17 protein-coding genes and 1 pseudogene are annotated in these 22,710 nt (G+C 71.1%); 3 read left to right on the top strand and 15 right to left on the bottom strand.

What is annotated here, in order from left to right:
• A pseudogene (locus tag ACIGXP_RS17340) lies at positions 1-134 on the top strand (UTP--glucose-1-phosphate uridylyltransferase); the annotation flags it as partial.
• 100 nt (positions 135-234) lie between these two features.
• Here the strand turns inward: ACIGXP_RS17340 and obgE are convergent.
• The 13 genes from obgE to ACIGXP_RS17275 all read right to left on the bottom strand — a co-directional run bounded on the left by obgE (position 235) and on the right by ACIGXP_RS17275 (position 18,146).
• On the bottom strand, positions 235-1,680 hold the full coding sequence (gene obgE, locus ACIGXP_RS17335; protein WP_363219394.1) for a GTPase ObgE: 1,446 nt from the start codon (positions 1,678-1,680) through the stop codon (positions 235-237).
• A 152-nt stretch (positions 1,681-1,832) separates the two neighbouring features.
• A complete protein-coding gene (gene rpmA / locus ACIGXP_RS17330; protein ID WP_023550764.1) occupies positions 1,833-2,087 on the bottom strand; it encodes a 50S ribosomal protein L27 in 255 nt (84 codons plus the stop codon).
• 14 nt (positions 2,088-2,101) lie between these two features.
• Positions 2,102-2,422 carry a 50S ribosomal protein L21 gene (gene rplU, locus ACIGXP_RS17325; protein ID WP_003990208.1) on the bottom strand — a complete coding sequence of 107 codons (321 nt, stop codon included), beginning with the start codon at positions 2,420-2,422 and terminating at the stop codon, positions 2,102-2,104.
• Between the two features lie 190 nt (positions 2,423-2,612).
• Positions 2,613-3,674, bottom strand: a complete 1,062-nt coding sequence (locus tag ACIGXP_RS17320; RefSeq protein WP_399769078.1) for an iron-containing alcohol dehydrogenase family protein — start codon at positions 3,672-3,674, stop codon at positions 2,613-2,615.
• On the bottom strand, positions 3,662-4,414 hold the full coding sequence (locus ACIGXP_RS17315; RefSeq protein WP_399769075.1) for a sugar phosphate nucleotidyltransferase: 753 nt from the start codon (positions 4,412-4,414) through the stop codon (positions 3,662-3,664). Before ACIGXP_RS17315 ends, ACIGXP_RS17320 begins: the two co-directional genes overlap by 13 nt.
• 108 nt (positions 4,415-4,522) lie before the next feature.
• A complete protein-coding gene (locus ACIGXP_RS17310; protein WP_399769073.1) occupies positions 4,523-8,956 on the bottom strand; it encodes an Rne/Rng family ribonuclease in 4,434 nt (1,477 codons plus the stop codon).
• A 262-nt stretch (positions 8,957-9,218) separates the two neighbouring features.
• Positions 9,219-9,995 carry a TIGR03936 family radical SAM-associated protein gene (locus ACIGXP_RS17305; RefSeq protein ID WP_363214819.1) on the bottom strand — a complete coding sequence of 259 codons (777 nt, stop codon included), beginning with the start codon at positions 9,993-9,995 and terminating at the stop codon, positions 9,219-9,221.
• 46 nt (positions 9,996-10,041) lie between these two features.
• Positions 10,042-11,154: a hypothetical protein gene (locus tag ACIGXP_RS17300; RefSeq protein WP_399769071.1), complete on the bottom strand. Its 1,113-nt coding sequence runs from the start codon at positions 11,152-11,154 to the stop codon at positions 10,042-10,044.
• Positions 11,155-11,191: 37 nt separating this feature from the next.
• Positions 11,192-11,791, bottom strand: a complete 600-nt coding sequence (locus tag ACIGXP_RS17295; protein WP_399769069.1) for a hypothetical protein — start codon at positions 11,789-11,791, stop codon at positions 11,192-11,194.
• A gap of 32 nt (positions 11,792-11,823) precedes the next feature.
• The gene (locus tag ACIGXP_RS17290; RefSeq protein WP_399769067.1) at positions 11,824-14,439 is read right to left on the bottom strand and encodes an amino acid permease; all 2,616 of its coding nucleotides are present in this window, start codon (positions 14,437-14,439) and stop codon (positions 11,824-11,826) included.
• 124 nt (positions 14,440-14,563) lie between these two features.
• The gene (locus ACIGXP_RS17285) at positions 14,564-15,028 is read right to left on the bottom strand and encodes a hypothetical protein (protein ID WP_363214822.1); all 465 of its coding nucleotides are present in this window, start codon (positions 15,026-15,028) and stop codon (positions 14,564-14,566) included.
• Between the two features lie 259 nt (positions 15,029-15,287).
• Positions 15,288-15,515, bottom strand: coding sequence for a hypothetical protein (locus ACIGXP_RS17280; RefSeq protein ID WP_363214823.1), 228 nt, complete (start codon positions 15,513-15,515; stop codon positions 15,288-15,290).
• A gap of 186 nt (positions 15,516-15,701) precedes the next feature.
• Positions 15,702-18,146 carry a GH92 family glycosyl hydrolase gene (locus tag ACIGXP_RS17275; protein ID WP_399769064.1) on the bottom strand — a complete coding sequence of 815 codons (2,445 nt, stop codon included), beginning with the start codon at positions 18,144-18,146 and terminating at the stop codon, positions 15,702-15,704.
• Positions 18,147-18,397: 251 nt separating this feature from the next.
• On the opposite strand from ACIGXP_RS17275, the gene ACIGXP_RS17270 reads away from it, so the two are divergent.
• Together ACIGXP_RS17270 and ACIGXP_RS17265 are read left to right on the top strand one after the other, a co-directional pair.
• Positions 18,398-19,402, top strand: a complete 1,005-nt coding sequence (locus ACIGXP_RS17270) for a DUF1259 domain-containing protein (RefSeq protein ID WP_399769062.1) — start codon at positions 18,398-18,400, stop codon at positions 19,400-19,402.
• Positions 19,402-20,607, top strand: a complete 1,206-nt coding sequence (locus tag ACIGXP_RS17265) for a cytochrome P450 (RefSeq protein ID WP_399769060.1) — start codon at positions 19,402-19,404, stop codon at positions 20,605-20,607. Before ACIGXP_RS17270 ends, ACIGXP_RS17265 begins: the two co-directional genes overlap by 1 nt.
• Positions 20,608-20,760: 153 nt before the next feature.
• Here ACIGXP_RS17265 and ACIGXP_RS17260 read toward each other — a convergent pair whose 3' ends face one another.
• Both ACIGXP_RS17260 and ACIGXP_RS17255 read right to left on the bottom strand, forming a co-directional pair.
• Positions 20,761-21,192, bottom strand: a complete 432-nt coding sequence (locus ACIGXP_RS17260; RefSeq protein ID WP_399769058.1) for a hypothetical protein — start codon at positions 21,190-21,192, stop codon at positions 20,761-20,763.
• 257 nt (positions 21,193-21,449) lie between these two features.
• Positions 21,450-22,385 carry a DUF5996 family protein gene (locus ACIGXP_RS17255; protein WP_399769104.1) on the bottom strand — a complete coding sequence of 312 codons (936 nt, stop codon included), beginning with the start codon at positions 22,383-22,385 and terminating at the stop codon, positions 21,450-21,452.
• Between the last annotated feature and the right edge of the window lie 325 nt (positions 22,386-22,710).

Here is a 22,710-nt window from a genome sequence, read left to right as displayed (position 1 = left end):
ACGACACCGGCGACCGGGGCGACTATCTGCGTGCCATTGTCAGACTCGCGTGCGAACGTGAAGACCTGGGCCCGGACTTCCGGACCTGGCTTCGCGATTATGTCGGCCAGGAGCTGACGGGCGACGACAGCTGACGCCGGCACCGAGAAGACGAGAGGGCGGGCCGGAGGATCACCTCCGGCCCGCCCTCTTTCGTTTCCCCTGCTCCGCGCGGCGGGCGGGCTGGAACGGCTGCTAGAACGGCTCGAAGTCGTCGAACTCCCGGCTGGCCTCGTCGCGTTCGGCCTGCCGGTCCCGGCGCCGCTGGGCGGCGGGGCGGGACTCTTCGAATCGGTGGTCCTCGCCACGGCGCCCGAGCATCTCCGCGCCGGCCGTGACCGACGGCTCCCAGTCGAACACGACCGCGTTCTCCTCGGGACCGATGGCCACGCCGTCGCCGGAGCGGGCACCCGCCTTCATCAGCTGCTCCTCGACACCGAGGCGGTTGAGCCGGTCGGCGAGGTAGCCGACCGCCTCGTCGTTGTTGAAGTCGGTCTGCCGCACCCAGCGTTCGGGCTTCTCGCCGCGCACCCGGAACAGCGGCTCCCCGCCGACCTCCTCGCGGGTGACCGTGAAGCCCGCGTCGTCCACGGCCTTCGGCCGGATGACGATCCGCGTCGCCTCCTCCTTGGGCTTCGCGGCGCGTGCCTTGGCGACCAGTTCACCGAGCCCGTACGACAGCTCCTTCAGCCCGATGTGTGCGACCGCCGACACCTCGAAGACGCGGTAGCCGCGCTCCTCCAGGTCGGGGCGGACCATCTCGGCGAGGTCCTTGCCGTCCGGTACGTCGACCTTGTTCAGGACGACGATCCGGGGCCGGTTGCCGAGGCCGCCGTACTGCCGCAGCTCCTCCTCGATGACATCGAGGTCGGAGACCGGGTCACGGTCGGACTCCAGGGTCGCGGTGTCCAGCACGTGCACGAGCACGCTGCACCGCTCCACGTGCCGCAGGAACTCCAGGCCCAGACCCTTGCCCTGGCTGGCACCGGGGATCAGACCCGGCACGTCGGCGATGGTGTAGACGGTGGAACCGGCGGTGACGACACCGAGGTTCGGCACGAGCGTCGTGAAGGGGTAGTCGGCGATCTTCGGCTTGGCCGCGCTGAGCACGGAGATCAGCGAGGACTTGCCGGCGCTCGGGTAGCCGACCAGCGCCACGTCGGCGACGGTCTTGAGCTCCAGGACGATGTCGTGCAGGTCACCGGGCTCGCCGAGCAGCGCGAAGCCGGGCGCCTTGCGGCGGGCGGAGGCCAGCGCCGCGTTGCCGAGGCCGCCGCGGCCGCCCTGGGCGGCGATGTACGAGGTGCCGTGGCCGACGAGGTCGGCGAGCACGTTGCCCGCCTTGTCCAGGACGACGGTGCCGTCCGGCACCGGCAGGATCAGGTCCTGGCCGTCCTTGCCGGAGCGGTTGCCGCCCTCACCGGGCTTGCCGTTGGTGGCCTTGCGGTGCGGCGAGTGGTGGTAGTCGAGCAGCGTCGTGATCGACTGGTCGACGGTCAGGATGACGTCACCGCCGCGTCCGCCGTTGCCGCCGTCCGGGCCGCCGAGCGGCTTGAACTTCTCGCGGTGTACGGAGGCACAGCCGTGACCTCCGTTACCCGCGGCGACATGCAGTTCGACGCGGTCCACGAAGGTGGTCATGGTTCAGTGCCTCCAGATAGTGCGGGTATGTGCAGTCGTTGACACCAGGGTCAACACGCGAAAGGCGGACCCGCCTTCCCGACCGGGAAGTGAGGTCCGCCTCGCGAAAGCGTTCGGTCGGAGCCTGGCTCAGGCTCCTTGAATCAGCCGATTCAGGCGACCGGAACGATGTTCACGACCTTGCGGCCACGGTGGGTACCGAACTCCACCGCACCGGCCTGCAGGGCGAACAGCGTGTCGTCGCCGCCACGGCCGACACCGGCGCCGGGGTGGAAGTGGGTGCCGCGCTGGCGGACCAGGATCTCACCCGCGTTCACGACCTGACCGCCGAAGCGCTTCACGCCGAGCCGCTGGGCGTTGGAGTCGCGACCGTTCCGGGTGGACGATGCGCCCTTCTTGTGTGCCATCTGTTCTCAGTCCCTTACTTCGCAGCCGTGGGGATCTCAGTGACCTTGATCGCCGTGTACTGCTGGCGGTGGCCCTGACGACGACGGTAGCCGGTCTTGTTCTTGTAGCGCAGAATGTCGATCTTCTGGCCCTTGTGGTGGTCCACGACCTCGGCCTGGACCTTGATGCCGGCCAGCACCCACGGGTCACTGGTCACAGCGTCGCCGTCGACAACGAGCAGGGTCGAGAGCTCGACCGTGTCGCCAACCTTGGCGGTGGAAATCTTGTCAACCTCAACGATGTCGCCGACAGCAACCTTGTGCTGGCGACCACCGCTGCGCACGATGGCGTACACGCGGATCTCTCTTTCGCTCGTTCAGAACCGGCACCCCCGCAGGCCAGCCGCCCAGAAACGCCATGGACGACCTCTCCCGGCCAACCCAGTGCCCGGGAGGAAGAGGTTTACGGGGATGTGGCGTGCTCAGTGGACACGCCGACGGTCAAGGTTACGGGGCACGGCCGTAGGGGTCAAACTGGGCGTCGGCTCATGCAGCGACCGCGGCGACGTAGTCCGCGTACGCCTCCCTGATGCCCCTCGGCGACAGCTCCAGGTGCTCCAGGACGGTGTAGCGGCCGGGCCGGGTCTCCGGGGCGAACTCGACGGCCCGGACGAACTCGTCGTCGCTGAAGCCGATCTCCTCCGCCACGACGGGCAGCCCGTGCCGGCGCAGCACGTCGGCCATCAGCCGGGAGCCCTCGTGATCGCCCCGCAGGTGCGTGGCGAAGGCGGCACCGAGGCCCACCTGCTCGCCGTGGCTCGCCGCCCGCTTCGGATACAGCAGGTCGAGCGCGTGACTGATCTCATGGCAGGCGCCCGACGAGGGGCGGGTGTGTCCGGCGATCGACATGGCGACGCCCGACAGCACCAGTCCCTCGGACAGCACGGTCAGGAACCCGTCGTCACCGCATCCGCCCGGGTGGCGCAGCACGGCCTCGCCCGCCTGACGGGCCATGGCGGCGGCCAGGCCGTCGAGCTTCTCGCCGTTGACGCGGTTGGACAGCTCCCAGTCCGCGACCGCGGAGATGTTGGACAGGGCATCGCCGATGCCCGAGCGCACGAACCGGATCGGGGCCTCGCGGATCACCGTGAGGTCGATGAGGAGGGCGATGGGGGTGGGCACGCCGTACGAGCCGCGGCCGGCGTCGTTGTCCAGGATGGACACGGGCGAGCAGATGCCGTCGTGGGAGAGGTTGGTGGCGACGGCGACCATGGGCAGTCCGATGCGCGCCGCGGAGTACTTCGCGCAGTCGATGACCTTGCCGCCGCCGAGCCCCACGACCGCGTCGTAGTGGCCGGACTTCATCTCGTCGGCCAGCCGGACGGCGTCGTCGAGGGTGCCGCCGCCGACCTCGTACCAGCCGGCGCCGGGCAGTGACGGGGCGATGCGCTCGCGCAGCCTGGCACCCGAGCCGCCGCTGACGGCCACGGCGAGCCGGCCGGAGTGCGAGATGCGCTGGTCGGCGAGGACGCTCGCCAGGTCGTCCAGGGCACCCGGGCGGATGTCCACGACGACCGGCGAGGGAATCAGCCTGGTCAGTACCGGCATGCGATCTCCCGTCCCCGGGCGAGGTCGTCGTGGTTGTCGATCTCGACCCACGGCACGTCGCCGATCGGCGCCACGTCGATCTTGAAGCCCCGGTCGACCAGCTCCTGGTAGCCGTCCTCGTAGTACAGCTGCGGGTCACGCTCGAACGTGGCCCGCAGGGCGTCGGCCAGCTCCTCGGCGGCGTCGCCCTCGATGAGCGTGACGCCGATGTACTCGCCGGTCGCCTCGGCCGGGTCCATCAGCTTGGTGATCCGCCGAACGCCCTTCTCGGGGTCGACGACCACCTTCATCTCCTCGTCGGCGAGGTTCTTCACCGTGTCCAGGGCGAGGATGATGCGACGGCCCTCACCGCGCGCGGCGAGCAGCGTCTTCTCGACGGAGACCGGGTGCACGGTGTCGCCGTTGGCGAGGATCACGCCGTCCTTGAGGGCGTCACGGCCGCACCACAGGGAGTAGGCGTTGTTCCACTCCTCGGCCTTGTCGTTGTCGATCAGGGTGAGCTTGAGGCCGTACTTCTGCTCCAGAGCCGCCTTGCGCTCGTAGACGGCCTCCTTGCGGTAGCCGACGATGATCGCGGCCTCGGTCAGACCCACCTCGGCGAAGTTGCCGAGCGTCAGATCGAGGACGGTGAGGACGTCCGGTGCGTCCTCCGCCCCGACGGGCACGAGGGCCTTGGGCAGAGTGTCGGTGTAGGGGCGAAGACGCCGTCCGGCACCAGCCGCCAGCACGAGGCCTATCATCGCGGTTCTCTCCTTTGTTTCACATGTGGCACGGTGGCTCGGCCCGACGGCAAACAGGTGTGGCCCTGTCCTGAGGTGGACAGGGCCACACCGTGTCGCGGCGACAGGTCAGCTGTCGTCGGAAGAAGCGGACGACGCGGACGACACCGTCTGCGGAGCCGCCGCGGTCTTCTTCGCCGTCGACTTCGCGGCAGCCGTCTTGGCGGTCTTCGCCGCCTTCTTGGCCGTCGTCTTCTTGGCGGCCGTCTTCTTGGCCGTCGTCTTCTTCGCCACGGTCTTCTTGGCGGCGGCCTTCTTCGCCGTGGCCTTCTTGGCGGTCTTGCGGGCCGCCTTCTTGGCCGGAGCGGCCTCCTCGGCCGTCTCCTCGGCGACCGGGGCCTCCTCCGCCGCGGCCGACGGGACGACCACGACGGCCGTCTCCTCGGACGCGGTCGGAGCGCTGGCCACGCGTACGGCACGGCGGCGCGGGCGGGCCGGGGCGGCGCTCTCGGCGGGCGCCTCCTCGGCCGGAGCCGCGGCCTCGGGCTGCGGCTCGGGCTGTGCCACCGGGGCCTCGGCCGCGGGCGCGGTCTCGGGCACCGTCACCACGGCCGCCTCGGCGCCCGCGGGGGAACCGGCCGGCGCCGACACCTTCCGGGTCGCACGACGGCGCGTACGGCCCTTGGGTGCCGCCTCCTCGGCGGACTCGGCCTGCGGTGCCGGAACCACCTGGTCCTCGACGGCCGCGGGCTCGGCCAGGGCCTCGGCGGCCGGCTCCGGACGCACGGGACGCGACGCCGCCTCCTCGGCGGTGACCTCCTGTGCGGTCGGCGCCTCGGCGGCCACCGTCGTCGGGGCCTCTTCCTGCGCGGCCTCGGGCTGCGGGGCCTCCTCCCGAGGAGCCTTCACGGCCCGCTCCGCCTTCGGAGCGCCCGCCGGAGCCGAGGCCCGGCGGCTCGCCCGGCGCCGCGTGCGGCCACGTGTGGCCGCCGCCTCCGCCTCGGCGACGCTGCTGTACAGCTCCTCGTCGGGGGCGAAGTCGGGCGCGGGCAGCGCGACGGGCTCGGCGACCTCGGCGGCCACCTCGACGGCCGTCTCGACCTCCGGCTCGACGGCCTCGCCGGTCTCCACGGCCACGGCGGCGGTCTCGTGCACGTGCTCCTGCACGTCACCGCCCCGGCCGCGCTTCTTGCGCTTGCCGCCACCGCCGCCGGCGGCGGTCGGCTGCTCCATGTGCACGATGACACCGCGGCCGTTGCAGTGGACACAGGTCTCGGAGAAGGACTCCAGCAGGCCCTGGCCGACCCGCTTGCGGGTCATCTGCACCAGACCCAGCGAGGTCACCTCGGCCACCTGGTGCTTCGTACGGTCGCGGCCCAGGCACTCCAGCAGGCGGCGCAGCACCAGGTCGCGGTTGGACTCCAGGACCATGTCGATGAAGTCGATCACGATGATGCCGCCGAGGTCGCGCAGCCGCAGCTGGCGCACGATCTCCTCGGCCGCCTCCAGGTTGTTCCTGGTGACCGTCTCCTCCAGGTTGCCGCCCTGGCCGGTGAACTTGCCGGTGTTGACGTCGACGACGACCATCGCCTCGGTCCGGTCGATCACCAGCGAACCGCCGCTGGGCAGCCAGACCTTGCGGTCCAGGGCCTTGGCGAGCTGCTCGTCGATCCGGTAGGTGGCGAAGACGTCGACCTCGGAGGTCCACTTCTGCAGCCGGCCCGCGAGGTCCGGGGCCACGTGCGAGACGTACCCGTGGACCGTCTGCCAGGCCTCGTCACCGCTGACGACGACCTTGGAGAAGTCCTCGTTGAAGATGTCGCGCACGACCCGGACGGTCATGTCCGGCTCGCCGTACAGCAACGACGGGGCGTTGCCGTTCTTCGACTTCTTCTGGATGTCCTCCCACTGCGCCTGCAGCCGCTCGACGTCCCGGCGCAGCTCGTCCTCGCTCGCGCCCTCGGCGGCGGTGCGCACGATCACGCCCGCGTCCTCGGGGACGATCTTCTTGAGGATGGTCTTCAGCCGGGCCCGCTCGGTGTCGGGCAGCTTGCGGCTGATGCCGGTCATCGAGCCCTCGGGGACGTACACGAGGTAGCGGCCCGGCAGGGAGACCTGGCTGGTCAGACGCGCGCCCTTGTGCCCGATCGGGTCCTTCGTCACCTGGACGAGGACCGACTGGCCGGACTTCAGGGCGGACTCGATGCGGCGCGGGCCGTTGGCCATGCCCAGCGCCTCGAAGTTGACCTCACCGGCGTAGAGAACGGCGTTGCGTCCCTTGCCGATGTCGATGAACGCGGCCTCCATCGACGGCAGCACGTTCTGGACCTTGCCCAGGTAGACGTTGCCGACGTACGACGTCGCCTGCTCCTTGTTGACGTAGTGCTCGACGAGCACGCCGTCCTCCAGGACGCCGATCTGGGTGCGCTCGCCGTGCTGGCGCACGACCATCACGCGCTCGACGGCCTCACGGCGGGCCAGGAACTCGGCCTCGGTGATGATCGGAACACGCCGGCGGCCCTGCTCGCGCCCCTCGCGGCGGCGCTGCTTCTTGGCCTCCAGACGGGTCGAGCCCTTGATGGACTGCACCTCGTCGGACGGCTCGCTGGGCTTGCGCGGCTCGCGGACCTTGACGACCGTACGCTCGGGGTCGTCGGCGGACGGCTCGGTGTCGAGGGCGGTGTCACCGGCCCGGCGACGACGCCGGCGGCGGCGCCGGCTCCCGGCGCTGGAGGACGCGGCCTCGTCCCGGTCCTCCTCGGCGTCCTCTTCCTCCTGCTCGGCGGTGTCCTCGGCGTCCTGCGCGGCCTGCTCGGCGGCCAGTTCATCGGCCTCGGCGTCCGCGCCCTCGCCCTCGGCGGCGTCACCGCGGCGACGGCGACGGCCGCCACGACGGCGACGGCGGCGCGAGCCGGACTCCTCGAAGCCCTCGGCGCCCTCCGTCTCCTCGGCCTCCTCGCCCTCGGCGAGGTCCTCGACGGGCTCCTGGGCCTGCTCGGTCTCCTGGGGCTCGGCGGCCTGGACGGTCTCCGGCTCATCGGCGACGGCGGCGCCCCGGCGACGACGGCGGCGGCGCGGGCCGGTCTCGGCGCGCTCCTCCGCGTACTCCTCGGGCTCCTCGGGCTCCTCCGCCCCGGCGGCCTCGGCAGCCTCCGCGGCAGCCTGGGCGGCGGCGCGCTCGGGGGTCTGGAACTTCGGCTCGGTGAACACCGGCGCCTGGAAGACGGCGACGGCGGGCCGGGCGGGCCGACGCGGAGACTCACCCTCGGCGTCCCCGGACTCGGCGGCCGGCGCGGGCTGCGCGGGCTCGGAGAACCCGAACACGGGGCGCACGACCCGGCGCCGGGCACGACGCGGAGCGGCCTCCTCGACGGGGGCCGACGGGGCGGCGGGGGCGGGCTCGGGGGCGGGCGTGGCGGCGGGGACCTCCGGGGTCTGCGCGCCGGCACCGGCGGGCGCGGCCTCGGCTGCGGTCGGCTCGGCCTCGGCGACGGGAGCGGCGGCGGCCTCGGCGGGCGCGGACGCGCGGCGTGTGGCCCGGCGCCGGGTACGGCGCGGGGCGGCCTCCTCGGCGGCACCGCTCACCTCGGCGGCAGCGGGGGCCTCGGCGGCGGGGGCCGCCTCTGCGGCAGCGGCAGCGGCAGCCGGGGCTTCCTCGGTGGCGGCCTTCGGTGCCCCGGCGGGCGCGGACGCGCGGCGGGTGGCACGACGGCGGGTACGGCCGGCGGGCGCGGCCTCCTGGGCCGGGGTCGGCGTCTCGGCGGCGGCAGGCTCCTCCTGGGTCCGGCCGGCCTCGGCGGCCGCGGCCGCAGCGGAAGCGGGCGCGGCCTGCGCGGCGGTGGCCGGTACGACGGTCTCCGCGGCCTCGGCGGACACGGGCGCCCCGGCCGGCGCGGAAGCGCGGCGTGTGGCCCGGCGGCGCGGGCGGCCGGCGGGCGCGGCCTCGGCGGGAGCGGCGGGGACCGTGGCCTCGGCGGCCTCCTCCGTGGCGGCAGCGGCGGCGCTGGGAGCCTCCGGGGCTCCGGTGGCACCGGTCGGCGCGGACACGCTGCGCGTGGCGCGGCGGCGGGTACGGCGCGGGGCGGCCTCCTCGCCGACGACGACCTCGCCGCCCTCTGCGACGGCAGCGGGCTTCTCGGTCCCGGCGGCGGGCGTGGCCGGTACGACGGTCTCGACGGCCTCGGTGGCCGACGGCGCCCCCGCGGGCGCGGACGCACGGCGCGTGGCCCGACGGCGCGGACGGCCTGCGGGAGCGGCCTCCTCGGCGCCGGGCGCCGGGACGGGCTCTGCGGTCTCGGGGCTCTCCACGTCGGCCTCCACAGCCTCAACGGCCTCTTCGGCCTCGATTGCGGCTACGGCCTCGTCGGTGCCCTCCGCCGCAGCCACGGTGATCTCGTCGGAGTCCGCGGCCGGTATGGCCGGCACGGTCACCTCGGCGGGTGCCTCCGCGCCGGCGGGCGGGCCCGCCGGGCGGGAGGCGGCACGGCGACTCCTGCGCGGCGGCAGGGTGTCGCTCGGAGTGTTCGGTTCGGAACCCTCACGGGGTTCGGTCGGCTCGAGCATGCGGGCGTTTCTCCCGTCAGGCTCCCGGGCGCCGCGCCTGGTCCGGCGACGGTCTCGGTGGACCGTCCGCCGTTGACGTCCGCGGCCCGCGTGATCCGCGATGGCCGCCGTCCGGGGCGCGGGCGCCGCACGGGAGCACTCTGTGTCCTGTCTCGCCGGTTCCGTACGCCTTGTCGGTACGGCCTGGCGAAAGTCTTCTGGTCGGTGCGCTGCCCGACCCAGGTGGCTCCCGAGTACAAGGGCGGCGCTACGACGTCCGTCCCTACGCGGAACCTTCCGGCGTCGGCGCCGTCGCGGCGGCAGCCGGCTGGGCCGTCAGGGCCTCGGCTGCCTCGCGGTCGGGCGCGAGCGGGTCGGTCACCGTGCCGGTCTCTTCATCGAACAGCCCCTGCGCCAGCCTGGTCACCGCTGCGGGGACCGGCGGCGCCAGGTCGGCCACGGCGCGGAGACCGGACAGGACGTCGTCGGGTCGTACGGCAGGCGTCACGTGCCGAACAACCAGCCGCAGTATCGCACAGGGCTGGTCGCTAGGCCTATCAGCCGGTGAACCGTGCGTTTCCAGGCTCACCACGGCCGGGCGGGCGTCGAAGGTGCGGACGCCGTTCTTGGTCATCCGCTGCACCTCGACGGTCTCGGCCCTGGTGAAGGCCTCGACCGCGCGCTCGGCGTCGGCCGGGTCGACGCCGTCCAGCCGCAGCTCCCACACGGAGGCCGTGAGCCGGTCGGCGAGGCCCGAGGTCCGCGCCTCGACCGCCTCGATCACGTCGAGCCCGGCGGGCAGCGACTCGTCGAGGAGGACGCGCAGCGTCTCCGGGTCGCGCGGTGCGGTGAGCGCGATCTCCAGATACTCCGCCTCACTGCCCGTGCCGGTGGGTGCGGCATTGGCGTACGACACCTTCGGGTGGGGCGTGAACCCGGCCGAGTACGCCATGGGCACCTCGGCACGGCGCAGCGCCCGCTCGAAGGCGCGCTGGAAGTCTCGGTGGCTGGTGAACCTCAGGCGGCCGCGCTTGGTGTAGCGCAGTCGGATGCGCTGCACCGCGGGTGCGGGCGGCGGGCCTTCGGGCTGTCGCTTGCCCAGTGTCCTAGTCCTTCGTGAGTGCGGTCGTACTGCTACCAAGACTACGTGTCGCGGGCCCGTGAGGTTCCCGCCGGTCCATGGCGGCCGGCTGCCGGGGCTCGCCGAACAGCATCCGCCGGAAGTCCGCGCGGGCCTGTCGTACGGTGTCTCGGGCACTGGCCAGCGCCTCGCGCACGGCCCGGCCCGCCACGCGGGCGCCCTCGGCGACGGGCCGCAGGACCGCGTCCCGGACGACGTGGCCGACCGGGGTGAGGACGGTCCGGTACACCCAGCGCACCGGCTCCACGAAGATCCACCGGAAGAGGGTCCCGAGCGCCCGGCCGACGGCCCGCGAGATGCGTCCGGCGATCCGCCAGGCGTGCCCGAGGGCGTCCCCGATCTCCCGCGCCACGACGGCGAGGAACCGGCCGACGGGCGCGAGGACCCAGCGCCACAGCGCGAGGGCGGGCAGGACGAGGAGCACGCGCAGGGTCCAGTACAGGGCGACGCCGATACCCGTGGCGATCAGGCCCAGCAGCCACCCCAGCCCGCGTACGCACCGGGCGACGGCACGTCCGACGGGCGCGAGGATCCACTCGTACACCCATCGCGCGGGCACGACGAGCAGATACCGCACCAGCCGGGCGACGGCCGTGCACACGCCGATGCCCAGGGCGGCGAGCACGGCGCCGATGCCCTTGAGCAGCCGGGTGACCGCGTGCTCGACGGGCGTGAGCAGGCGCGCGTACACCCAGCCGAGCCCGGCGCCCGCCCCGCGCGCCAGCCACGCCAGGGCGTGCCCGACGGGCGTGAGCACGGACCGGTACAGCCACCCGGCCGGTACGACGACGAGGACGGTCCCGAGCCAGGCGAGCGCCTTGCCGACGGGGACCAGGACATAGCGCCACAGGCCCACGAACGGCCAGACGAACAGGGCCTTTCCGACCCACAGCAGCGCCCGGCCGAGCGGCCTGAACACGGTGTCCCGCAGAAACCTTCCGGTGACGACGAGCGCGTCCCACGCCATCCGCACCGGCACCACCAGCACCAGGACGAAAATCCGCAGGGGGACGCGGATCGCGACGGTGAGGCACCCTTCGGGCTGCCGGGGCCGGGGAGGCGGCTTGTGCAGTTCCATACCGGGGTAGACGCCGGGCCCGCCCGTTCGGATCCGGTCAGGTCGTGCGCGCCTTGTACGACTCCGGATAGCGCTCGGTGACCTTCACGGCCACGACCAGCAGCGCGATCGGGACGACCCAGTTGAACCAGTCGTCCTGGGCGGGGAAGCGGATGGCCAGCCAGGTCGAGAGCGTCATCAGGGCGAAGGCCGTGCCCCACACGACTGTCAGCACCTGGTTGATGTGCTTGAACACCGGTGAGTCCCACACGTCACGGGGCGTCGACTCGCGGGCGTACTGCGCGGTGAAGGGGTCGCCGAACAGCGATCCGAGCGCGACGACGGCCACCAGTCCGTTCGAGATGACCTGGGCGTACGTCTCCACCCAGAGGAGCTGCCCGCGGGCCAGGGCCAGCCCGAGGACCGTGAGCACGGCGAAGAACACGATGCCGGTCATGTCGAGGATGCGGAGTGTGCCGCGCAGCATGTCCCCTCCCGACAGGACGATCGAGGCGACCAGTGCGGCGAGGGCCGCGTACTCCCAGGTACTCGGGCTCGCGACCACGCCGAAGATGATCCAGGGGGCGAACGAGAGGAAGACGCCGCCCATGCTGACGGGCTTCTTGGCCGGGGCCCTCGCCGCCGTCTGCTGCACCATGGGAGCTCCTTCCGTCGGGCGTCGGCGGTTCGTCACGGCAGGTCCTGTTCGGTCCAGATCGTCTTGCCCGTCGCGGTGTAGCGCGTGCCCCAGTGGTGGGTCATCTGGGCGATGATGAACAGGCCCCGGCCTCCCTCGTCATCGCTCGCGGCGTGCCGCAGATTGGGCGAGGTGTGGCCGGTGTCGGAGACCTCACAGGTCAGGGTCCGGTCGCGGATCAGGCGTACCTGGATCGGGCCGCCGGCATAGCGGATGGCGTTGGTGACCAGTTCGCTGACGATGAGTTCGGTGGTGAACGCCAGGTCGTCCAGCCCCCAGTCGCCGAGCTGCTTGCTGACGGCGGTGCGGATGGTCGCCACCCCCGCCGGGTCCGCGAGCAGTGCCCACTCGGCGAACTGGTTCCGGTCGAGCCGGCGGGTGCGGACCGTGAGCAGCGTCGCGTCCACGTCCACCGCCCCGGGCAGCAGGGTGGCCACCGCCCTGTCGCACAGCGCCGCCAGGGACGCGCCTGCGCCCTCGAAGCACTGGGACAGCTGCGCGAGCCCGGCGGCACGGTCGTCGGCCGCCTGCAGGAGGCCGTCCGTAAAGAGGGCGAGGAGGCTGCCCGGCGCCAGGTCCGCCTCCGTGCTCCGGTAGGGCGGGCCGGCGACGCCCAACGGCGGTCCGGGCGGCAGCTGAAGAGGGTCGACCACGCCCCCGTACGGCGCGACGACCGCCAGCACCGACTCCCCGGCCCGCGCCAGGCTGCACGTTCCCGAGACCGGGTCGTACACCGCGTACAGGCAGCTCACGCCCAGGGCCGCGTCGGGCTGCTGCCGCCGGATGCCCGGGCCGGGGCCGCCGTCCTGCCCGGTCTGGTCGACCAGGTCGTCCAGGCGGGACAGCAGCTCGTCGGGGGCGAGGTCCAGCCGGGCCAGCACGCGCACCCCCGTGCGCAGGCGTCCCATGGTGGCCGCGGCGCGCATGCCGTGTCCGAGCACGTCCCCGACCACCAGTCCGACCCGGCTGCCGGACAGGGGGATGACGTCGTACCAGTCGCCGCCCACTCCGGAGCCGCTGTCGGCGGGCAGATAGCGGCTCGCCGAGTCCACGGCGGCGTGCGGCGGCAGGCGGCGCGGAAGCAGGCTCCGCTGGAGTTTGAGGGCCACGCTGTGACCACGGGTGACCACCGGCATCAGCAGCAGACCGATCAGCAGGGCGCCCAGGCCCAGGACCGTTACCCCGCCCGTCCTGCCGATCAGCGGCAGGTCGACGGTGGTCATGCCGTACCCGGGGTTCGCGTAGACGACGAAGGTGGCGTAGAGGAACAGCGAGGCCATGATCAGCCCGCCCAGTCCGGGCAGCAAGCCCTTGAAGACCAGGTCCCGGGTGCTGCGGTTGAGGATCTTGCGGTGGTACCAGACGCAGGCGAATCCGGTCAGTCCGTACTGGAACGCGATCGCGAGACCGACCGAGTCGATCGAGTCGGCCAGGACGTTCTGGCTGAACGACGCCAGCAGGCCGAACAGGGCGATCGAGGCCGCTCCCATGCCGACGGTCCCCCAGGTCGGGGTGAGGAACCTGCGGTGGACCCGGGCGAACCGGGAGGGGACCGCCTTGTGGACCGCCATCGAGAAGACGGTCCTGGCCAGGGGCAGGATGGTGGTCTCGGCGGAGGCCAGCGCCGAGGTCAGCACCATCAGGATCAGCAGTCTCGACAGCAGCAGGCCCGTGCCCTGGCTCCCGAACACGGCCTCGCCCAGCCCCGAGAGCACATCGTCGGAGTTGTGCGTGTTGCCGAGCCCGATGCCCGAGGTGCCGACTCCCGCGAAGGCCTGCGCCGACGTGGCCACCAGCCCGTACATGACCAGCAGCAGCACCGTGGACAGGACGGCGGCGCGGCCGGGGACGCGGGTGCTGTCGACGGTTTCCTCGTTGACCGAGAAGGCGGTGTCCCAGCCCCAGTAGATGAAGACGCCCGCGAGGAGGCCCGAGGTCAGGGCCGTCGCCGAGGGCACCCTGAAGGGGTTGAACCAGGACGCGGAGACATGGATCGCCGTCGCCGGGGGGTCGGTGTAGACCCTGATCAGCGCGGCGACGGCGAAAAGGACCAGCATCACCACTTCCAGGCACAGCAGCCAGCGCTGGACGGCCGACGAGACCTCGATGCCGACGTAGCAGATCACGGTCAGCGCGGCGATCCAGACCATGCCCGCCAGGGTGGTCCACAGCCGGCTGCCCGCCAGGCCGTCGAGGCCCACCAGCCGGAAGCCGTAGGCGGCGGCGATCGCGGCGAGGTTCGCCATGACGATGATGTTGGCGACGATGAGGCCCCAGCCGCCCATCCAGCCGGTGCGCGGCCCGAAGGCGCGGGTGGCCCAGGTGAAGGTGGTCCCGCAGTCGGCGTTGCTCGCGTTGAGCTCCCGGAAGGCGTACGCGACCAGGAGCATCGGGATGAACGCCAGCATGGTGACGATCGGGGCCTGCAGTCCGACCCCGGCCACGATGAGGCCCAGCGTGGCGGCCAGGCTGTACGCCGGGCCGGTGGACGCCAGGCCCATGGCCACCGAGGAGAACATGCCCAGGGCGTCGTTCTTGAGTCCCTTACGGCCGGCCGCCGTCCCGGGAGCGGGGCGGTCGGCGGACTCGGCGCCGCCAAAGTGCCTCACACTTGATTGCAACGCGGGGGCGCTCGCCTCCGCAACAGCGCAGGGCGGCGGCACACGCCGGAAACCCCCTGAGCCCCTCCGCGATGGGACGGGGCTCAGGTGGTCGCTTTCTCAGCAGTTCCTGTCAGTACCTGCTGGGAATGACGCAGAAGTCGATGTGGCTGAGGTCCGCGAACTTGCCGCTGGGGTTGATCGGGGCGTGGAGCGATCCGTCCATCGTGATGCCGGTCGGGAAGCCCGTCGTGCTGTCGTACGTGTAGACGTTGGCGCCGCCGGTCCCGCCCTTGGCGGTCACCTTGACCGCGGCGCGCTGGTCAGTGGCGGGGATGCTGAAGCTGAACACCTGCCCCGCCGTGGTGTCGGTGACGGTGAGCTGGAACGTTCCGTCGCCGGGAATCGAGACGGTTCCGGTGGTGGGATCCTCCACGCGGAACCCGGTCGCGCCCGCGGGGCAGGACACGGGCGGGTTGTCTTCGACTTCCACGGGCTGGACGCCCGCGTCGCTCGGGGGACCCGCCTGGGCCGACGCGGGGCCGGCGGCGACACCGAGCGCCGCGACCGCGGTCATACCGGCGCCGACGAGTCTCACCCCCCATCTCGCCCGTGCCGATCGCGTCTTTGCTGACGTTGCTCCTCGCATGACGAGCATTCCTCCTTTTCCTCGGATACCGGTGGTACCGGATCTCGGATGACTGAGCTCGCCAACATTCGCATGGTCAGACTGTCATTCCGCTTCACGACTCCTTTCCTTGGTCCGTTTGAGTGGACGAGCCGTCGGAATCCGTGCGCGGATACCGAAGGCCCCCCGGACCACGAGGTCCGGGGGGCCTTCACCGCCACGGCCGCGGTCAAGGAAGGCGGGCCGCGACCAACTGCACGAGAACCAGAATCGTGATCGCCACCACCAACCAGGCGGCCTCGTGCAGCACGCTGGTCAGCGTGTCACCGTTGATCACGCAGGCCAGTACACCTGCCAGGCCGATCGTGGCTTTGTGGCGGCTGCCACTCCTGCATACGACATTCTGAAGTGGGTGGACTTCGAGTACAGACAGTCCACCGAAACCCTGGATGGACATTGGCCTCCTTGGATACTTGGAGGGCGCACCCGAGGACTCTCATTTAAGGTCACCCGAGGGCATGACCTGCGGTGATACTCCGCTTTACCACACGGTACTAACAAATGGCGAAGCCACTCGATTGACACGCCCTTAAACTACGTGCCGTTTTTAGGAAATACCCTGTTCGCTAAGTGGCCAAGGGCACTAAAAGTGACGGTGGTGGCGCCGTGCACAGTGGTGTGGTGGCTGCGAGGTGACCGGTTGCGGGCGGGTGGGGGACGAGGTCTGTCCACCGCGGAAGGACGGCGGGGCGTCACGTGGGGCAGTGCCCCATGTCGTGTCGGGGGTGTCGCCGAGCGTGTAGTCGAGGGTGCCGCCCTCGCGTACGAAGGACTCCGGGAGCCAGGCCCTGGAGGAGGGGACGCCGTTGACTTTCAAGGCATGCACATAGGGCGTGTCCGCGTCCGCACCGGGCGCGTTGATCCTGATCGGCCGGCCGCCGTCACGGTGCACGGTGACAGCCGGGAACAGGGGGCTGGCCAGCACCAGTTCGGCCCGGCCCGGCACCTGTGGATACATCCCGAGTGCCGACCAGACGTACCAGGACGACAGGGTGCCCAGGTCGTCGTTGCCCACCTCGCCGTCGGGGCCGGGGCCCCACAGGGTGTTGACGGCGCGGCGGACCACGCTCTGGGTGCGGTAGGGGGCGCTCGCATAGACGTACACCCAGGGAGAGTTCAGGGACGGTTCGTTGCCCAGGAAGGCGTGCGGCTCGTCCGGCCCGGCGTTCAATGCGGTGAAGAAGTCGTCGAGCCGGGGAATGACCTTGCCGTTGCCGCCCATCGCCGCGAAGAGCCCGGCGAGGTCGTACGGCACCATCCACTCGTACTGGGCGGCGTTGCCCTCGACGTAGCCCTTGTTGTCGGCCGGCTTGAACCGCGACTCGAAGGAGCCGGTGCGGCTGCGTGGCTGAATCCAGGAGCCGGCGGGGTTGAACAGGTTCCGCCAGTTCTGCGCCCGCTTCATGAACGTCGCCTGGGTGCCGGTGTCGCCGAGCCGTCCGGCCAGTGCCGCGATTCCGAAGTCGGCGGTGGTGTATTCCAGGGTCGTCGACACGTCGTCGGGCAGGTATCCGAGTGACAGGTAGTCGGCGAGACCGGGCCGCTCGACGTAACGGGCGCCGGCGTTCTGGACGGTGGTCGCGCCCTTGACCATGGAGGCCAGGGCTGCCCCGGCGTCGAAGTCGGTGGCCCCGAAGGCGTACATGCTGGCGAGGATCGAGTGGTACGGGTCGCCGTTCATGACGCCCGCGAAGTCGTTGGCGACCGACCACCGGTCCCACACGTCACCGGCCTGGCGCGCCTGGTTGTACATGGACTGGGCGATGTCCGAGGCCACGTCCGGTGCGAGGAGGGCGATCAGCTGCGCCTCACAGCGGTATATGTCCCAGCCGGAGAAGTTGGCGTACTGGTGGTGGCCGCTGCGGGCTTTGTGGATCTGCCCGTCGAAACCGATGTACTGGCCGTTCACGTCGTCGAAGACATTGGGCTGGAGGAGTGAGTGGTAGAGGGCCGTATAGAAGGTCGTTCGCTGGATGTCGGTGCCGCCGGCGATCTCCATCTGGTGCAGCCGGGCGTTCCACTGTGCCCGGGTCTTCTCAGCGACGGTGTCGAACGACGCCGAGCCCTGCTCCCGCGCCGCGTTCTCGGCGGCGCCGGCCGTGCTCACGTACGACAGGCCGACCTTGACGCCCACGGTCTGTGACCGGGTGGTGTCGAAGGTGACATAGGCCCCCGCGGGCTGCACGCCGCCCTGCGTCTGCTTCCTGTTCCCGGCCTGCTTCGTGGTGTCCTTGGCCGGGGCTGTGCCGACCCTCGTGCCACCGGGCGAGACGATGCCGTCGCGCCATGTGCCGACGGCGGCGAAGGGCTGGTCGAAGACGGCCGAGAAATACACGCGGTAGCGGTTGCTGCTGCCGCAGAAGCCGCCGCCGGTGACATAGCCGGTGATGGCGCGGCGGGTCTTGTCTATGGTCGCTCGGGCGTCGGACGCGCCACGCAGGGAGCCGGAGAGATCGATGAGGAGGGATGCCGTACGGCCGGCCGGGTAGGTGAAGCGGCCGGCGCCGGAACGCTGGGTCGCGGTCAGCTCGACCTTCGTACCGGAGGCGAGCGTGACACCGTAGTAGCCGGGCCGCGCCGACTCGGCATCGTGCGAGAAGCCGTCCAGATAGGCGCCGGGCCCGGTGGCCGGCGACTCGGCCACCGAGCCCACGTGCGGCATGAAGGGCAGGTCCTGGGCGCCGGTGCAGCCGGCGCCGGAAAGGTGGGTCAGGCTGAAGCCGCGGATCTCATGGTCGGTGTAGGCGTAGCCGCCGGGCTGGGGACTGGGGGTGTCCGGGCTCCACTGCACCATGCCGAAGGGAGCGTCGGCGCCGGGGAAGGTGTTGCCTCCGTCGTAGCTGGTGCTGCCGGTCTTCTTCGTGCCGACGAAGGGGTTGACGTACTGGGTGAGGTCCTGCGGGATGCTGCCGGTCCCGTCATCGGTCGCTGCCCGGACGGGGGCCGTGGCAGCGGTCGGTATCCCGGCAGTGACGGCTATGGCCAGGAGTAAGCGGCCCCATCGCCACGACTTCGCCAGCAGGGGCATATGGAGCCTCCCTGACCACATCGACCCGGCAGCCACCCCGTCACCAGGAGTATCCATGAGTGGGCTGTGAGTGACCAAGCGGATGGGGCAAACGGGGCGGGGCGGTTCCTGCCCGGCGCGGGAGCGGTGACCCTGCCCGAGAGCTCGCGCGGCGAGCCGTTGTCACGTGAACGTTGGGCCACCTGGGGGATGTCACTGCGTCGATCACCGGGCAAGGCGGATTCCGATGCTCCGATCATCCCAGGAGGCATATGACAATGACGCACGAGCGGCAGCAGGAAACCCGATCCCGACTCACCACGTCCCGGCGCCGTCTGCTGGCCGCGGCCACCCTTGCGCCGGTCCTCACCGGCGTGCCGGACCGGGCCCGCGCCCTGTCCGGGGGCCGGGAGGGTCACGACCTGGTCGAACCGGTGATGACCAAGCTGGCGGACTGGGCAGACGTGGGCGAGGTTCTCGGCCGGCCCGGTGACATGCGGCGATTCATGTACCACACGGCCTTCCCGCGCCGGGACCTCACGGTCTTCTCCCATGGCGTTCGGATCGATCCCGCGCTCGCCCTGGGCACACACGTGTCCTTCGTCCGGTACGCAGACCACAGCACGCTCCTGATGGGCGACGTCGTGGTCACCGAACGCGAACTGCAGCGCTTCTGCGACGTCCTGCAGGAGCACGGGATCATGCTGACCGCCCTTCACAAGCACCTGCTCGCCCACGAGCCGGACTGCTGGTGGGTGCACGTGCACGCCCACGGTCACGATCCGGTCGCCGTCGCCCGCGGCCTGCACACCGCGTTCAAGTGCACCGGCACCCCGCCTGCCGAACCCGCCGCCTCTTCGCCGCCGGTCGACCTGGACTCCGCCGCCATCGACGCCGCCATGGGCGTCAAGGGCGCCGCTGACGGGGAGATCTACAAGTGCACCTACGTCCGTCGCGAGACGGTCGCCGACGGCCATGTGGTCCTGCCGCCGGGGCTGGGCGCCACCACCTCCGTCAACTTCCAGCCGCTCGGCGGCGGAAGAGCCGCCCTCAGCGGCGACCTGGCCCTGATCGCAAGCGAGGTCCAGCCCGCCCTCACGGCCCTGCGACGCGGCGGCATCGAACTGGTCGAGCTGCACCACCACAACCTGACTGACGAACCACGCCTGTTCTTCATCCACTACTGGGCCATCGGCGACGCCGTCAGGCTCGCCGAAGCCGTTCGCAAGGCCGTGAACACCACCAACGTCGTACCCATGCCCGGAGGAGTCGGTTAATGACCGCGGACAACGAGACACCCATCTGCCCGTTCGACTTCAGCGAAGCCCTGGATTTCGACCCTGCGCTCGCGAAGCTGATGCAACGCGGATCTCCCACGCGCATCCGGCTTCCCTACGGCGACGCGGATGCCTGGCTGATCACGGGCTTCGACGCCGTCAAACAGGTGACCACCGACCAGCGGTTCAGCAGGGCGGGCGTCATCGGCCGCGACTACCCCCGGATGACGCCGGAGCCCATCGTCTCGCCGGAATCCATCAACGTGATGGATCCCCCGCACAGCAGCCGCATCCGCCACCTGGCCTCGCAGGCCTTCACTCAGCAGCAAGTCGACAGCACGCGGCACCGGATCGTCCAGCTTGCGGACTTCCTGCTGGACGACATGGAGAAACAGGGACCGCCGGCGGATGTGGTCCAGCACCTTTCCGACAGGCTCCCCCAGCACGCCATCCTGGACCTCCTCGGTATCGCACCGGAGGACTGGTCCTGGGTCGAGGAGTCCGTGCACCAACTGCTCATCGTCGGCGCGGACAACAAGGAGGCCGCCACGAGAGCCAAGGCCGATCTGACGGCCTACTTCGAGAAACTCGCCGCACAACGACGGATCTCACCCGGCCCCGACCTCATCAGCGCGATGGCGGCGGCACGGGAAGGCGAGGAACAGCTCGACGACAAGGAACTGGCGGTCATGACGCTGACGCTGGCGCTCAGCGGCCAGGACACGGCGACCTGCCAGATCAGCAACATCACATACCTGCTCCTGACACGTCCCGAGCTGATGCAGCATCTCCGGCGCCGACCGGAGACCTTGACCGACGCCTTGCACGAATTGCTCCGCTACATCCCGTTCCGCAAAGGGGTCGGCATCCCCCGGGTGGCTCTGGAGGACGTGGAACTGGACGGTGCACACATCCGGGCAGGCGACTTCGTCCACGTGTCGTACCTGACGGCGAACCGCGACCCGGAACGCTACCCGGACCCGCACGTCATCGACCTCGACCGCCCAAGCGCTCCGCACATGACCTTCGGCTGGGGCGGACACCGGTGCATCGCGATGCCATTGGCGATGGCAGAGCTCGAAGCGGCCATCGGGCGGCTCGTGGAGAGATTCCCCGGCCTGCGGCTCGCGGTGCCGCCGGAGGAGGTGCGGTGGGACACGAAGACGATCAGGCGGTTTCCACTCGAACTACCGGTGACTTGGTAGAAGCGCCCAGGCGGCAGCGCGCAGAGGGATGGTGCATCGGGTCACTCGGCCGATGGGCACCGCCGGCAGGGACGCACGGTGCCGGCGTCCAGGCCGGCGGTGTGCTGCCCCGGGGCTCATCGCCGACCCTCGTTTTCCACCACGACGCCCGGATCACCCCTGGCCCGGCTCGACCGACGCCCCGTCCCAGGTGAACCGGTAGCGGTCGCGTTCCCGGTCGAAGGTGACACCGATGTCGACGCCGCCGACGCCGTAGTTCTGCCGCAGGCACTCGATGACGGCGGCGGCGGCGACTTCCTCCTGGTAGTCCGTGAGCATGGGTACGTCCCAGTCGTCCACCCGCACCAGCAGGGCGTCGGCTCCCCCTCTGAGGGCGTCGAGCTGCTCGGCCACCAGTCCGACGCCGAACGCCATCCACCTGTCGTCCGCCGGCGTGAGCCCCTGCGCAGGCAGCCACCAGACGGCCGAGTCGTCGATTCTGCGCGCCTCGCGCGGCGGCTCGTCCAGGGGCTGGACGTCAAGGGTGACGCGGGCGACGAGCCCCCACGGGCCGATGCGTCTCTTGTACGTGTGTGTGACTGCCACGGGTTTGTCTGTGCGGGTGTGGATGAACAGGTCAGCCGTCCGCTCCCAGGCGTCGGCGAAGAGGCTCCGGCAGCGGTTACGGGCGTCCGGCCGGCAACTGAGGCCCGGCCTCCACGATCCTGCCATCGAGTACGGCGGAGTACGTCGACCGTGCCCGTTCGGTGACGTCCGCCATGTCCACGACCGGCCGAAGCGGGCGCCGGGTCGGCGTTCCTGATCTGCGCCCACCCATGATGTGGCCTCGACGAGAGCGAAAGTCAGATCCGCCGGACCGCGTCCGTGATGCCTCCGGGGCACGCGAGCGTCGCGATGTCCCATCCGGCGCGTCCGGCCCCGGCCCGGTAGGCGCTTTCGTAGAAGGCGAGGACGGCGGCACGGGGATCGCTCTCGACGCGGGCCGCGTCGTAGCGCAGCACGGCCAGGTGGTTGTCGCCGCGCGTGACCCACCGCGCGGACACGGGGTTGAGCGGCTCCCCGGCCAGGCCGGCGGGTTCGGGGGCGGTGTAGGAGTAGAAGGCGGGCTCGGGGAAGGTGTCGTCGCCGAACCAGAAGCCGAAGCTGATCACTTCCCTGGAGTACGCCTCCCGAGTCACCGGGTCCGCCTGCCGAGGCTGGTCGGTCTGTCGCCCGGAGAACCGGCTGTGGGCGATGTCGAAGGTGTGCCAGAAGTGGTGCACCGGGCTGCTCTTTCCCGAGTAACCCGCCGCGAACTCCTCCAGCACGGACGCCACCTGGCTCAGGATCCGCCAGTAGCGGTTGGCGGCCAGCGGATCGTAGGTCGCGTGCTCGGTGTCCTGGGCGAACGGCCGGCCGGCGTCGGGCAGGTCGAAGGGCCTGGGAATGGCGATGTCCACCCGGACGCCCAGCGCGGTCAGGGCAGCAAGGGTCGCGTCGTGGAAGGACGCCACGGACTGGCCCAGAAGCGGGAAGGACCGCTCTTCGCCGTCCAGCGTCGCGACGATGAGCCGGTGGTCGACGAAGTCGAAGTCGATCGTGAAGATCGGATTCCCGTCGACCAGACCCATCGGACGCGTGGTGATGCCCCGTCCCGTGACATGGAACGGGACGTTCCACCAGTGGTTGCGCCGGGTGCTCGCCGCCAGGCGGATCTTGCCGACGATCTGTTCGAAGCGGTGCAGGGTCTCCTTGGTGTCCCGCCACTCCGTCAACGGCATCGGTGGGAAAAGCTCCATCACGGTCCCATGATGACCTGGTGGGCGGCGTCCGGCACCCGCGCCGGGGGCCGGAGGCATCTGCTCAGCCAGGCTGCCCTTCATCTGCCCTGCAGAACAGCGCTGCGAGGACTGACGCCCGAACCGCGCGGCCCACTCCCCACCGTCCGCCTTGGCAAGGCTCATCGGCCGCAGCGGTTCCGGCACGCAAGTCCACACATCACCCAGCGAGGGCCTCTGCGTTCCCTGCCGCACGAGGCCCGACCGGCTACTTGTTGACCACAGTCAGAGGCAGCAGCTTCTTGCCCGTCGGACCGCCTGGATGTTCGTGTCCATGGCGGCCATA

The sequence above is a fragment of the Streptomyces sp. NPDC053069 genome (assembly GCF_044546895.1).
Classification (GTDB): Bacteria; Actinomycetota; Actinomycetes; order Streptomycetales; family Streptomycetaceae; genus Streptomyces.
Note: the sequence above shows the minus strand (reverse complement) of the source record. Positions and strands in the feature narration are given on the sequence as shown.

Excerpts from the sequence above, each read along its gene's own strand:
- ACIGXP_RS17295 (WP_399769069.1), bottom strand. The coding sequence starts at position 11,791 with ATGGTGCAGCAGACGGCGGCGAGGGCCCCGGCCAAGAAGCCCGTCAGC.
- ACIGXP_RS17315 (WP_399769075.1), bottom strand. The coding sequence starts at position 4,414 with ATGATAGGCCTCGTGCTGGCGGCTGGTGCCGGACGGCGTCTTCGCCCC.
- ACIGXP_RS17265 (WP_399769060.1), top strand. The coding sequence starts at position 19,402 with ATGACCGCGGACAACGAGACACCCATCTGCCCGTTCGACTTCAGCGAA.
- ACIGXP_RS17275 (WP_399769064.1), bottom strand. The coding sequence starts at position 18,146 with ATGCCCCTGCTGGCGAAGTCGTGGCGATGGGGCCGCTTACTCCTGGCC.
- ACIGXP_RS17270 (WP_399769062.1), top strand. The coding sequence starts at position 18,398 with ATGACAATGACGCACGAGCGGCAGCAGGAAACCCGATCCCGACTCACC.
- ACIGXP_RS17255 (WP_399769104.1), bottom strand. The coding sequence starts at position 22,385 with ATGGAGCTTTTCCCACCGATGCCGTTGACGGAGTGGCGGGACACCAAG.
- ACIGXP_RS17280 (WP_363214823.1), bottom strand. The coding sequence starts at position 15,515 with ATGTCCATCCAGGGTTTCGGTGGACTGTCTGTACTCGAAGTCCACCCA.
- rpmA (WP_023550764.1), bottom strand. The coding sequence starts at position 2,087 with ATGGCACACAAGAAGGGCGCATCGTCCACCCGGAACGGTCGCGACTCC.
- ACIGXP_RS17300 (WP_399769071.1), bottom strand. The coding sequence starts at position 11,154 with ATGGAACTGCACAAGCCGCCTCCCCGGCCCCGGCAGCCCGAAGGGTGC.
- ACIGXP_RS17310 (WP_399769073.1), bottom strand. The coding sequence starts at position 8,956 with ATGCTCGAGCCGACCGAACCCCGTGAGGGTTCCGAACCGAACACTCCG.
- obgE (WP_363219394.1), bottom strand. The coding sequence starts at position 1,680 with ATGACCACCTTCGTGGACCGCGTCGAACTGCATGTCGCCGCGGGTAAC.
- ACIGXP_RS17320 (WP_399769078.1), bottom strand. The coding sequence starts at position 3,674 with ATGCCGGTACTGACCAGGCTGATTCCCTCGCCGGTCGTCGTGGACATC.